11 protein-coding genes are annotated in these 12,156 nt (G+C 62.3%); 4 read left to right on the top strand and 7 right to left on the bottom strand.

Features of this window, described 5'->3' with window-relative positions; genetic code table 11:
• Nucleotides 1-3: 3 nt before the first annotated feature.
• The 5 genes from lapB to cmk form a co-directional block, all read right to left on the bottom strand.
• Nucleotides 4-1,176 (bottom strand): lipopolysaccharide assembly protein LapB, encoded by a 1,173-nt coding sequence (lapB, locus tag BM338_RS14005; RefSeq protein ID WP_090451667.1) that lies wholly within the window; start codon nt 1,174-1,176, stop codon nt 4-6.
• Entirely contained in the window at nt 1,173-1,433 is a 261-nt protein-coding gene (locus BM338_RS14000; protein ID WP_090451665.1) for a lipopolysaccharide assembly protein LapA domain-containing protein, read from the bottom strand. The genes lapB and BM338_RS14000 overlap by 4 nt, the downstream gene beginning before the upstream one ends.
• A 192-nt stretch (nt 1,434-1,625) precedes the next feature.
• Nucleotides 1,626-1,958 (bottom strand): integration host factor subunit beta, encoded by a 333-nt coding sequence (locus BM338_RS13995; protein WP_255367309.1) that lies wholly within the window; start codon nt 1,956-1,958, stop codon nt 1,626-1,628.
• A 41-nt stretch (nt 1,959-1,999) separates the two neighbouring features.
• Nucleotides 2,000-3,673, bottom strand: coding sequence for a 30S ribosomal protein S1 (gene rpsA, locus BM338_RS13990; protein ID WP_090451661.1), 1,674 nt, complete (start codon nt 3,671-3,673; stop codon nt 2,000-2,002).
• 166 nt (nt 3,674-3,839) lie between these two features.
• Nucleotides 3,840-4,520: a (d)CMP kinase gene (gene cmk / locus BM338_RS13985; RefSeq protein WP_090451659.1), complete on the bottom strand. Its 681-nt coding sequence runs from the start codon at nt 4,518-4,520 to the stop codon at nt 3,840-3,842.
• A gap of 109 nt (nt 4,521-4,629) precedes the next feature.
• On the opposite strand from cmk, the gene BM338_RS13980 reads away from it, so the two are divergent.
• The 4 genes from BM338_RS13980 to ykgO all read left to right on the top strand — a co-directional run bounded on the left by BM338_RS13980 (nt 4,630) and on the right by ykgO (nt 8,328).
• Nucleotides 4,630-4,887, top strand: coding sequence for an acyl-CoA-binding protein (locus BM338_RS13980; protein ID WP_090451657.1), 258 nt, complete (start codon nt 4,630-4,632; stop codon nt 4,885-4,887).
• Between the two features lie 76 nt (nt 4,888-4,963).
• A complete protein-coding gene (locus tag BM338_RS13975) occupies nt 4,964-6,976 on the top strand; it encodes an NADPH-dependent 2,4-dienoyl-CoA reductase (RefSeq protein WP_090451655.1) in 2,013 nt (670 codons plus the stop codon).
• A gap of 234 nt (nt 6,977-7,210) precedes the next feature.
• Complete coding sequence (locus tag BM338_RS13970; protein WP_090451653.1) at nt 7,211-8,125, top strand: LysR substrate-binding domain-containing protein; 915 nt, start codon at nt 7,211-7,213, stop codon at nt 8,123-8,125.
• A 77-nt stretch (nt 8,126-8,202) separates the two neighbouring features.
• Nucleotides 8,203-8,328, top strand: a complete 126-nt coding sequence (gene ykgO, locus BM338_RS13965; protein ID WP_008215056.1) for a type B 50S ribosomal protein L36 — start codon at nt 8,203-8,205, stop codon at nt 8,326-8,328.
• Between the two features lie 127 nt (nt 8,329-8,455).
• Here ykgO and greA read toward each other — a convergent pair whose 3' ends face one another.
• Complete coding sequence (greA, locus tag BM338_RS13960) at nt 8,456-8,932, bottom strand: transcription elongation factor GreA (RefSeq protein WP_090451652.1); 477 nt, start codon at nt 8,930-8,932, stop codon at nt 8,456-8,458.
• The gene (gene carB / locus BM338_RS13955; RefSeq protein WP_090451650.1) at nt 8,929-12,156 is read right to left on the bottom strand and encodes a carbamoyl-phosphate synthase large subunit; all 3,228 of its coding nucleotides are present in this window, start codon (nt 12,154-12,156) and stop codon (nt 8,929-8,931) included. Before carB ends, greA begins: the two co-directional genes overlap by 4 nt.

Here is a 12,156-nt window from a genome sequence, read left to right as displayed (position 1 = left end):
ACCTCACTCGTTCGCGACGCCGTGGATCGGCCGGATCGTGCTCCAGCTCTTGCAGCTGGGACATTGCCAGTGGTGAGCTTTGGCGCCGAATCCGCAGCGGCTGCAGCGGTACATCGCCTGTCCCTCCAGCAACTTCTTGGTGAGGTCGCGCAGGATCAGGAAATTCTCGCGCGCCTCGCCCTCGACCTTGTCCATGGTGGCATCGATCAACGCCATGAGGCCGCGCACCGAAGGGCGCTGGCGCAACTGCGAAGTAAGGAAATCAATCGCCGTGCGCTCGCCATCGCGCTGCTGATACAGGCGGGTCAGCGCCAGCACCGGCGAGATGCCGTGGTAACGCTCAAGGATGTCACGCAGGAAACTCTCAGCCCGTTCCATCTGTTGTGAGCGGGCGTAGCTGTTGAGCAACGGCGGCAGGATTTCCGGCACGAAAGCGATGTCGGCCTCAATCGCGGTCTCGTACACGTCGACCGCCTTGCCATGCTCGCCCTCTTCGGCATACAGACGTCCGGTGAGCATGAAGGCACGCACACAATCCGGCTGGCAGGCAAAAGCCTGACGCAAATACTCGCCTGCGTCCTGACGAGCACCATGCTGGCGCGCCTGATCGGCGAGCTCGCAGTAGAACTGAGCGATCATGCCGGCCTCGTCTTCCCCGGTCATTGCTTCGAGGCGTCGCGCATGTTCGATGGCTTTGTGCCAGTCGCGCTCGTGCTGGTAAATCGCGATCAGGTGACGCAGCGCCGAAGGTGCATGCGCATCCATCGCCACCAGGTCGGAGAACAGGGTTTCGGCGCGATCCAGCAGGCCCGCACGCATATAGTCTTCGCCCAATTCCAACAGGGCGACTGTCTTCATCGCATCCGACAGACCGGGGCGCGAGACCAGATGCTGATGCAGACGAATGGCGCGATCAACCTCACCACGGCGGCGAAACAGATTGCCCAGCGCTAGATGAGTCTCGACCGTGTCGCGGTTGTATTCGGCCAGGCGGAGGAAAACCTCAATCGCCTTGTCCTGCTCTTCATTGAGCAGGTAGTTGAGGCCGCGGAAGTAGTCGGAGGAAAGCTCACTGACCTGAGCGCCGGAACGGCGCACTCCCGCGCTGCGGGCGGTCCACCAGCCGCTGACAAAAGCGACTGGAATCAGCAGGGCCAACACATAGAGGGCCATCATGCGTCTGCGGGTTGCCTGGTGTTGGCATCACGCTCGGCGTGCCGGCGCTGTCGACGGTGGCGCGTACTCACGCCGAGCCAGGCAGTCAGCCCGCCCAATAACCAACCCAGCACCAGAGCCGCCAGTAGCGCCGCGCCCTTGGGCATCTGGAAATGCACGAAGGCCAGGTCGTAGTCGACCAGATCGGCATTAAGCGCCCCCAGCATCACGCCGGCGGCGACAAACAGCAGCAGGATCAGCATCACGATCAATCGCATGCCCGCGACTTTACCCGATTGCCATGAAGCGGCACAGGCATCGGCGGTTCACACGTACGCGAATTCACTCATCGGCGATGCCGCAAGAACATAGCCATGGCTGCCCTGCTTTCACGTATCGCAGACAAAAAGAAGGCAGGACCGGCTCAACGCCGCCTGCCTTCGGAAGGCTTGGAACCTTGCCTCGCCCACTCAGGTGGCCGCGGCTTGCTCCAGATCCTGGTTCACTCGCTCGCGCAATTCCTTGCCCGGCTTGAAGTGCGGCACGTGCTTGCCCGGAAGGGCTACCGCTTCGCCGGTCTTGGGATTGCGGCCCATGCGCGGCGGCCGGTAATGCAGCGCGAAGCTGCCGAAGCCGCGTACCTCTATGCGCTCACCATGGGAAAGCGCATGGCTCATCTGTTCGATCACGCTCTTGACGGCCAGCTCGACATCGCCGAACGCGAGATGGGTCTGGCGCCGTGCCAGCGCTTCGATCAATTCGGATTTGGTCATGGGTCCCCAATGTCCGTGACGTGGAACCACGGGGCGGCAACATGCCGCCCCGTGTCTTGCTTGTTGCTTTATTAGTCGGCCTTGTTCAGCTGCTCTTTCAGCAGCGCGCCGAGCTTGGTCGTACCGCCGGAAGCCGACGAATACTCCTGCATGGCGTCATGCAGCTCTTCCTCGTCCTTCGCACGGATGGAGAGCTGGAGCTGACGGCCCTTGCGGTCCATGCCGGTGAACTTGGCCTCGACCTTGTCGCCCACCTTCAGGTGCTGGGTGGCGTCGTCGATGCGCTCCTTGGCGATGTCGTTGGCGCGGAGGTAACCCTCGACACCCTCGCCCAGGTCGATCACTGCGCCCTTGGCGTCCACTTCCTTCACGACGCCATTGACGATGGTGCCGCGCGGATTGGTCGCCATGAACTGACCAAACGGATCCTGCTCCATCTGCTTGATGCCGAGGGAGATGCGCTCACGCTCCGGATCCACAGCCAGCACCACGGCCTCGATCTCGTCGCCCTTCTTGAAGTTGCGCACGAGGTCTTCGCCGGATACCTGCCAGGAGATGTCGGACAGGTGAACCAGGCCGTCGATGCCGCCGTCCAGGCCGATGAAGATGCCGAAGTCGGTGATCGACTTGATCTGGCCGGACACCTTGTCGCCCTTCTTGTGCATGGCGGCGAAAGCTTCCCACGGGTTCGAGCGGGTCTGCTTGATACCCAGCGAGATGCGGCGACGCTCTTCATCCACGTCCAGCACCATCACTTCGGTCTCGTCACCCACCTGCACAACCTTGGCCGGGTTGACGTTCTTGTTGGTCCAGTCCATCTCGGACACGTGGACCAGGCCTTCCACGCCCGGCTCGATCTCAACGAAGCAACCGTAATCGGTGACGTTGGAGACCTTGCCGAACAGGCGGCTGCCGACCGGGTAGCGGCGAGCGATGGCGACCCACGGGTCGTCGCCCAGCTGCTTCAGACCCAGCGACACGCGGTTGCGCTCGCGATCGTACTTCAGCACGCGGACGTCCAGCTCGTCGCCGACGTTGACGACTTCGGAAGGATGACGCACGCGCTTCCACGCCATGTCGGTGATGTGCAGCAGGCCGTCGATACCGCCGAGGTCCACGAACGCGCCGTAGTCGGTGAGGTTCTTGACGGTGCCCTTGACCACCGCGCCTTCGGTCAGGCGCTCAAGCAGCTTCTCGCGCTCCTCGGAGAACTCGGTCTCGACGACAGCGCGGCGGCTGACCACAACGTTATTGCGCTTGCGGTCGAGCTTGATGATCTTGAACTCGAGGTCCTTGCCTTCCAGATAAACCGGATCGCGGACCGGACGCACGTCGACCAGCGAGCCCGGCAGGAATGCGCGGACGTCCTTGATGTCGACGGTGAAACCGCCCTTGACCTTGCCGGAGATCTTGCCGGTGATGGTCTCTTCCTTGTCGAACGCCTGCTCAAGGTCGTCCCACACCATCGAACGCTTGGCCTTCTCGCGGGAGAGCTTGGTCTCGCCGAAGCCGTCTTCCAGTGCGTCGAGGGCAACCTTCACCTCGTCGCCTACCTGCACCTCGAGCGTGCCAGCTTCGTCCTTGAACTGCTCGATCGGGACGATGCCTTCGCTCTTGAGGCCGGCGTTGATCACGACGACGTCGTTGCGAATTTCCACAACGATACCCGTGACAATGGCGCCCGGCTTCAGCTTAGAGATGGCCTGTTGGCTCTGTTCAAACAGCTCGGCAAAACTTTCAGTCATGTTGATTCCAGAAATGAGAAAAGGCCGTAATCCAGTGCGCGCCGTCGGATAAATGCGCACGGATGGATCGGCCCACCGGTTGTGGGTGTCTTCGGAGAAATCCCCTAGGCACCGTTGACCAAAACCCCTGCCGCGACAGGGGCACGAACGCCGAAGTGCAACCCGATCAGGACTGCACCACAGCAAGTACTTTCGCGACGACGGCGTCGATGCCCATACCGGTGGTATCCACCAGAACCGCATCTTCGGCCGGCTTGAGCGGCGCGACCGCCCGGGATGCATCGCGGGCGTCACGCGCTTCAATTTCGCGCTGAAGGCCGCTAAGTGTAACGCTGAGACCCTTTTCCTTCAACTGCTTATAGCGCCTTTTCGCACGCTCGGCAGCACTGGCGGTCAGGAACACCTTATGGGCAGCGTCGGGGAAGATCACGGTGCCCATGTCCCGCCCGTCTGCCACCAGCCCGGGAGCCTTGCGAAAGCTCAGCTGCAGGTCAACCAAGGCCTGGCGCACCGTAGGAATGGAGGCGATCGCCGAGGCCGCCGCGCCGGCGGTCTCGGTACGCAGCTCGTCCGTGGCGTCATGACCATTAACCAGGACGCGGGTGTCCTGGCCATTGGGGACGGCATGAAAGCGGATCTTCACGTGCTGGGCGCAACGGGTGACTGCCTCGGCATCGGACAAATCCAGCCCTTCCATGCCGGCGGCATAGCCCACTGCGCGGTACAGTGCCCCTGAATCCAGCAGACGCCAACCCAGATGCTCCGCCACCAGGCGACTGATGGTGCCCTTGCCCGACCCCGAAGGCCCGTCGATAGTGAGTACAGGGACGGGGGAGGAAGGGCTCATGGCGGCTCCGGGTTGGCAGGCAAACCGCTATCTTAACGCGTTGACCCTGCCCCACACGCGTGCTATCTAGCCCGCCCACCTTACTTTTGGCGACCGCTGGCGCCTTCTCATGAGCGATCTTCAACGCGAGTTCCAGCAGGCCGCTGAGGACATCCAGGGATTAGGCAAGCGACCGGACAACGACACCTTGCTGAAGCTGTACGCGCTGTACAAGCAGGGGTCCGAGGGCGATACCCAGGACCCTCAGCCGGGCTTCTTCGACTTTATTGGCACCGCCAAATACGAAGCCTGGGCGCAACTGCGCGGCACGCCTCGCGACGAGGCCATGCGCCGCTATATCGAGCTAGTCCACCAGCTGCTGGCTTGACAGCCGGGCCAAAGTCCTTGCTTTCCTACCCTGGCACCGGGCACATTCATACGACCGTTTGAATGCCTCGGGCCATATGACCTACCCTCATCTGTTCGCTCCGCTCGACCTCGGCCACACCACCCTTCCCAACCGCATCCTGATGGGTTCGATGCATACGGGCCTGGAGGACAAGGCTGCCGACTACGACAAACTGGCCGCGTATTTCGCGGAGCGAGCCCGGGGTGGTGTAGGCCTCATGGTGACCGGCGGCATCGCGCCCAGCATCGAGGGCTGGCTCAAACCGTTCGGCGGCCGGCTTTCCATACCATGGCATGTGGCAAGGCACCGCAAACTCACCCGGGCCGTGCACGCAGAAGGCGGCAAGCTATGCATGCAGATCCTGCATGCCGGCCGCTACGGCTATCACCCGCTTTCGGTAGCGCCGTCCAAGATCAAGTCGCCCATCACGCCATTCACACCTCGCGCACTGTCATCGCGGGGCGTGGAGCGAACCATTGGTGACTTCGTTCGCTGCGCCAGACTCGCGCAAGACGCCGGCTATGACGGTGTCGAGGTGATGGGCTCGGAAGGCTATTTGATCAATCAGTTCCTGACGGCCCACACCAATCGGCGCAGCGATGCATGGGGCGGCGATGCCGCGAAACGCATGCGCCTTCCCATAGAAATCGTGCGCCGCACGCGCGAAGCAGTGGGCCGCGATTTCATCATCATCTATCGCCTCTCCATGCTCGACTTGATCGAACAAGGACAGGACTGGAACGAAATCGTCGCACTGGCGAAGGCTATCGAAACGGCCGGCGCCAGCATCATCAATACCGGTATCGGCTGGCATGAAGCGCGCATCCCCACCATCGTCACCAGCGTGCCGCGCGCCGGTTTCGTCTGGGTGACGAAGAAGCTCAAAGGCGAAGTGTCGATTCCGTTGATCACGACCAATCGCATCAACATGCCTGAGGTCGCCGAACAGGTGCTGGCAAACGGCGACGCGGACATGGTGTCGATGGCGCGCCCGCTGCTGGCCGATCCGGATTGGGCTCACAAAGCCAAAACGGGCCGCAGCGATCGCATCAACACCTGCATCGCCTGCAATCAGGCGTGTCTCGATCACGTGTTCCAGAACCGGCGCGCCAGCTGCATGGTCAATCCGCGTGCCTGTCACGAAACCGAATTGACGATCACACCCACTGCCGTCCGCAAGCGCATTGCCGTGGTCGGCGCAGGCCCCGCCGGCATGGCCTGCGCCAGCACTCTGGCGGAACGCGGCCATGAAGTGACTCTGATCGATCGGGCCAACGATATCGGTGGTCAGTTCAACTACGCAAAGCGCATTCCGGGCAAAGAAGAGTTCCACGAGACGTTGCGCTATTTCCGCCATCGCCTTGCCGACGCCGGTGTGCGTATGCAGCTCGGCAAAACAGCCGAAGCAAACACTCTGGGGGATTACGATGAAGTCGTCGTGGCGACTGGCATCACCCCGCGAAACGTGAGATTTCCGGGCAGCGACGATCCACGTGTACTGACGTATCTCGATGTGCTGGCGCACAACAAACCGGTGGGATCGCGAGTTGCCATCATCGGTGCCGGTGGCATTGGTTTCGATGTTGCCGAATTTCTGGTGGAACACGCGCCTTCGCCTACCACTGACGTAACCCGCTGGACCCGAGAATGGGGCGTTGACATGCAGCTCGCCACGCGTGGCGGATTGCAGCCACCGCAACCGGAGCGTCCCGCCCGCCAGATCTGGCTACTGCAACGAACTGAGGGCCGCCCCGGCACACGCCTGAACAAGACCACCGGCTGGGTGCATCGCGCCACGCTGAAGGCCAAGCAGGTCAGCATGCTCGGCGGCGTGAGCTATGACCGGCTGGATGAGGAAGGCATGCACATCACCATCGATGGCAAGCCGCAATTGCTGCCAGTGGACAACGTGGTGATCTGCGCCGGACAGGAGCCGCTGCGTGAGCTGGCGGATGCTCTCGCTGCCTCGGGCAAAAAGGTCCATGTCATCGGCGGCGCTGACGTGGCCGCCGAACTCGACGCCAAGCGCGCCATCGCCCAAGGGACCCAGCTCGCCGCCTCGCTCTGAGGCGGCCCTGGCCTGCGATTTTCAGGGATCCGAAAAGGAAAGCGCCCCGCTAAACGATGCGTCGATAGCGGGCCAGGGGGAGGGGCCGGGTATCGCGGGGGTAGCATCGTCGCGGGGCGAGGGTCGCCGCCACCTGGGGGGAGGGGACGGTGGCGGGACGATGAGAAGCATATGATCGACTGATTACAGAAACCAATATATATTTCGGACGAAACTTATATGTAAACCCTATATATGTTCGATTTCCGCCAGCTCCGCTATTTCGTTGCCGTTGCCGAGGAGCTGAGCTTTACCCGAGCCGCGCAACGACTGCACATCTCGCAGCCCCCACTTTCCCAGCAAATTCAGTCCCTTGAATCTGATCTTGGGGTCCGGCTACTGGACCGCGACAAGCGCAACGTAGCGCTGACCGAACCCGGACGGGTATTCCTGGAGCAGGCCCGGCAAATCCTTGCCAAAGCTGATGAAGCACGCGGCCAGGTCGTACAGGCCGCTGCCGGATTCAGCGGCCAGCTGCGGCTGGCCTATACCGTCTCAGTGACCTTTCATCCTTCCCTACCCCAGACCTTGCTGCGCTTCAGTCGCCACGCGCCGCACGTTCGCGTCATTCTCAGCGAGATGTACACCGAGCCGCAGTTCGATGCGCTCCTTGCCGGCGAACTGGACGTTGGCTTTGTCCGCGATCTGCCCAAGCACGAAGCCGATGCGCGTGCCCTGCGACTGGACGAAATCGATCGCGAACCGCTGCTGCTCGCCCTGCCCTCCGAGCACCGTCTCGCCAGTCGCAAAAAAATCTGGTTACGCGAAGCGGCCGATGAGGCCTTCGTGGTGCAACCGCGAGCCCTGGCTGCCACCCTTTACGACCGGCTGGCACATATGGCGGCCAAGGCGAACTTCCACCCGCTAATCCGCCAGCACGCCCAGCAGATCAACGGCCTGCTCATGCTGGTAGCCGCAGGCATGGGGCTGGCGCTGATCCCGGCCTCCATGTGCACGGTCAGCCTGGCCGGCGTCAGCTATGTTCAGCTTGAAGATCCGGACGCCTATATGCTGCTGGCTGTCGCCAGTCGCCGCGACGATACTTCCCCAGTGCTGGCGCAATTCCTGGCAACCCTGGCCGAAGCGAGAGCCATCCCGGCTTTGTTGTAAATCCGGACTTGTTCCAAGGCAATCAAACAGCTACACTTTCGAACTTGTCTTTTTTCGTTAAGTGTCAGGAGCTGGCCGTGAAGGTGCTTTCCTCTTTGAAGTCCGCCAAGCAGCGGCACCGTGACTGCAAGGTTGTGCGCCGTCGCGGCAAGGTGTTCGTGATCTGCAAGAGCAATCCGCGTTTCAAGGCTCGTCAGCGCTGATCTTCAGCTGCGACGCGCATGAAGAAGGGCCGCGAAAGCGGCCCTTTTTTATTGCCTGTGCGTTTCGATAACGACCGCAGGGATCATTTTGTAGGAGCGCACAGGGTGCGCTCCTACAAGTCCGGCATCAGCCGTAGCGCACGCCGGTGATCTCGTACCGCCTCACACCGTTCGGCGCTTTGAACTCAAAGCTATCTCCGGCGCTCTTGCCAATCAGCGCACGAGCGATCGGCGACGATACCGCGATCAGACGCTGTTTGATGTCTGCTTCCAGGTCGCCCACGATCTGATAGGTCACGGCTTCGCCGCTGTCCTCCTCCTCCAGATCGACGATGGCGCCGAATACGACGCGCGAACCGGCGCTCAAACGCGTGACGTCAATGACCTCGGCCGTCGACAACGCAGCTTCGAGTTCGGCGATGCGTCCCTCGATAAAGCTCTGCTGCTCGCGCGCGGCGTGATACTCCGCGTTCTCCTTGAGGTCACCGTGCGCACGCGCCTCGGCGATGGCCGCGATGATGCGCGGCCGGTCCGACGACTTCAGCTTTTCCAGTTCGCCGCGTAGGCGCTCCGATCCTGCTTTGGTGATGGGTGCACGACTCATGCGTTCAGCTCCTTGTGCAACTCCTGCAAGCTGAGCACCTCACCCGACCCATGGAAGTCCAGCGAATGCACCAGCGCACGGGCTCCGGCGACAGTGGTTGAGTAGGTGACGCGATGCTGCAAAGCCTCGCGGCGGATCGAGAACGAATCGGCGATCGCCTGCTTGCCCTCGGTGGTGTTGACGATATAGACGATCTCGCCGTTCTTGATCAGGTCGACGATATGCGGCCGGCCTTCGGCCACCTTGTTGATGCGCTCGCAAGCCACACCGTGCTCCGCCAGGTACTTCGCGGTGCCCTCAGTGGCCACCAGGCTGAAGCCCTTCGACAGTGCCTCGCGTGCCACCGGGACCAGACGATCCTTGTCAGCGTCGCGCACCGATACGAACACTTTGCCCTTCGGCGGGGTCTTGATGCCGGCGGCGTCATGACCGCGTGCGAAGGCAGCGCCGAAGCTGCGGCCCACACCCATCACCTCGCCGGTGGAGCGCATTTCCGGACCAAGGATCGGGTCCACGTTCTGGAATTTCAGGAACGGGAAGATCGCTTCCTTCACCGAGTAGTACGACGGAATCACTTCGTGCATCGCGCCTTGCGCCGGCAGCGTGCGGCCAGCCATGGCGCGGGCAGCAATCTTGGCTAGTGCCACGCCGGTCGCCTTGGACACGAACGGCACGGTACGCGAGGCACGCGGATTCACCTCGAGGATAAACACGGTGTCGCCTTGAATAGCGAACTGGGTGTTCATCAGACCGATGACCTTGAGCTCCTTCGCCATCAGAGCGACCTGGCGGCGCAGTTCGTCCTGCACTTCAGCCGTCAACGAGTACGGCGGCAGCGAGCAGGACGAGTCGCCGGAATGCACGCCGGCCTCCTCGATATGCTCCATGATGCCGCCGACCAGCACGTTGCCTTCGGCGTCGGCAATGATGTCGACGTCCACCTCGACCGCGTGATCGAGGAAGCGATCCAGCAGCACCGGCGAATCGTTCGACACTTGTACCGCTTCGCGAATGTAGCGCGAGAGGTCGGCATCGCTGTAGACGATTTCCATGGCGCGGCCACCCAGCACATAGCTCGGACGCACCACCATCGGATAACCAATCTCGCGTGCGAGCGCGAGCGCCTCGTCGGCGTTGCGCGCGGTGCGATTCGGCGGCTGCTTCAGACCGATCTTCTCGATCATCTGCTGGAAGCGCTCACGGTCTTCCGCCAGATCGATCGAATCTGGGGAGGTACCGATGATCGGCGCGCCAGCCGCTTCGAGTGCACGCGCCAGCTTGAGCGGCGTCTGGCCGCCGTACTGCACGATCACGCCCTTGGGCTTCTCGAGGTCCACGATCTCCAGCACGTCTTCCAGCGTCAGCGGCTCGAAGTACAGGCGATCGGAGGTGTCGTAATCGGTCGAGACCGTCTCAGGGTTGCAGTTGACCATGATGGTCTCGAAACCATCCTCGCGCAGAGCGATCGCCGCGTGCACACAGCAATAATCGAACTCGATGCCCTGGCCGATGCGGTTCGGACCGCCGCCCAACACGATGATCTTGTCGCGATTGGTCGGGTTGGCCTCGCACTCTTCCTCGTAGGTCGAGTACATGTAAGCCGTGGTGGTGGCGAATTCAGCCGCGCAGGAGTCCACGCGCTTGTACACCGGACGCACACCCAGCGTGCGGCGCAGGTGGCGCATGGCCGCCTCGTCGCTGCCGGTCAGCTCGGCCAGGCGAGCATCGGAGAAGCCCATGCGCTTGAGTTCGCGCATGCGCGCCTCGTCAAGTGCGCTGACGCCTTGCGCCTGCACTTCGTTCTCCATCAGCACGATGTCTTCGAACGCGGCGAGGAACCACGGATCGACGCGGCTGAGGTTATGCACCTCTTCCAGCGAGAGACCCGCGCGGAAAGCATCGGCCAGATGGAACACGCGGTCCGGGCGCGGCTCGCGCAATTCGCGCTTGAGCACTGACAGGCCATCTTCGGTGCTGATATCAAGACCGGTCGGGTTGAGACCGGTCTTGCCGATCTCGAGCCCACGCAGCGCCTTCTGCAGCGACTCGTGGAAGGTGCGGCCCATCGCCATCACCTCACCCACTGACTTCATCTGCGTGGTGAGGCGCGCATCCGCCGATGGGAATTTCTCGAAAGCGAAGCGCGGGATCTTGGTGACCACGTAATCAATGGTCGGCTCGAACGACGCCGGCGTGAGACCGCCGGTAATGTCGTTCTTGAGCTCGTCCAGGGTGTAACCCACCGCCAGCTTCGCGGCGATCTTGGCGATCGGGAACCCGGTGGCCTTGGAAGCCAGCGCCGACGAGCGCGACACGCGCGGATTCATCTCGATCACAACCACACGGCCGTTCTCGGCATTGATGCCGAACTGCACGTTGGAACCGCCGGTATCCACGCCGATCTTGCGCAGCACCGCGATGGAGGCATCGCGCAGGCGCTGGTATTCCTTGTCGGTGAGGGTTTGGGCCGGTGCAACGGTGATCGAGTCGCCGGTGTGTACGCCCATCGGATCGAGGTTTTCGATCGAGCACACGATGATGCAGTTGTCCGCCTTGTCGCGGACCACTTCCATCTCGAACTCCTTCCAGCCGAGCACGGATTCCTCGACCAGCACTTCACCTACCGGCGACAGCTCAAGACCGCGCTTGACGATTTCCTCGAACTCTTCGCGGTTGTAGGCGATACCGCCGCCCGAGCCACCGAGCGTGAAGCTGGGACGGATGATAGTCGGGTAACCCACCTTGGTCTGCGTGACGAGCGCCTGCTCGAAGGTGCGAACGACCTCCGCCTTCGGACACTCCAGGCCGATCTCGGACATCGCGACGCGGAACAGCTCGCGATCCTCGGCCATGCGGATGGCTTCGCGCGAAGCACCGATCAGCTCAACGCCGTACTTTTCCAGCACGCCGTTGTCAGCGAGATCGAGCGCGCAGTTCAGGCCGGTCTGGCCACCCATGGTAGGCAGCACCGCGTCCGGGCGCTCCTTGGCGATGATGCGCTCCACCGTCTGCCAATTGATCGGCTCGATGTAGACCGCATCGGCGGTCTCCGGGTCGGTCATGATGGTGGCGGGGTTGGAGTTCACCAGGATGACCCGGTAACCCTCTTCCTTCAGCGCCTTACATGCCTGCGCGCCCGAGTAGTCGAACTCGCAGGCCTGGCCGATGACGATCGGGCCGGCGCCGATGATGAGGATGCTCTTGATGTCGGTACGCTTGGCCAT

This window comes from Dyella sp. OK004 (genome assembly GCF_900114495.1).
Classification (GTDB): Bacteria; Pseudomonadota; Gammaproteobacteria; order Xanthomonadales; family Rhodanobacteraceae; genus Dyella_D.
Note: the sequence above shows the minus strand (reverse complement) of the source record. Positions and strands in the feature narration are given on the sequence as shown.

Bases quoted from the DNA above. Each gene is read 5' to 3' on its own strand.
- greA (WP_090451652.1), bottom strand. From the start codon at position 8,932: ATGAGTCGTGCACCCATCACCAAAGCAGGATCGGAGCGCCTACGCGGC.
- BM338_RS13980 (WP_090451657.1), top strand. From the start codon at position 4,630: ATGAGCGATCTTCAACGCGAGTTCCAGCAGGCCGCTGAGGACATCCAG.
- carB (WP_090451650.1), bottom strand. From the start codon at position 12,156: ATGGCCAAGCGTACCGACATCAAGAGCATCCTCATCATCGGCGCCGGC.
- BM338_RS13975 (WP_090451655.1), top strand. From the start codon at position 4,964: ATGACCTACCCTCATCTGTTCGCTCCGCTCGACCTCGGCCACACCACC.
- rpsA (WP_090451661.1), bottom strand. From the start codon at position 3,673: ATGACTGAAAGTTTTGCCGAGCTGTTTGAACAGAGCCAACAGGCCATC.
- lapB (WP_090451667.1), bottom strand. From the start codon at position 1,176: ATGATGGCCCTCTATGTGTTGGCCCTGCTGATTCCAGTCGCTTTTGTC.
- BM338_RS13970 (WP_090451653.1), top strand. From the start codon at position 7,211: ATGTTCGATTTCCGCCAGCTCCGCTATTTCGTTGCCGTTGCCGAGGAG.
- BM338_RS14000 (WP_090451665.1), bottom strand. From the start codon at position 1,433: ATGCGATTGATCGTGATGCTGATCCTGCTGCTGTTTGTCGCCGCCGGC.
- cmk (WP_090451659.1), bottom strand. From the start codon at position 4,520: ATGAGCCCTTCCTCCCCCGTCCCTGTACTCACTATCGACGGGCCTTCG.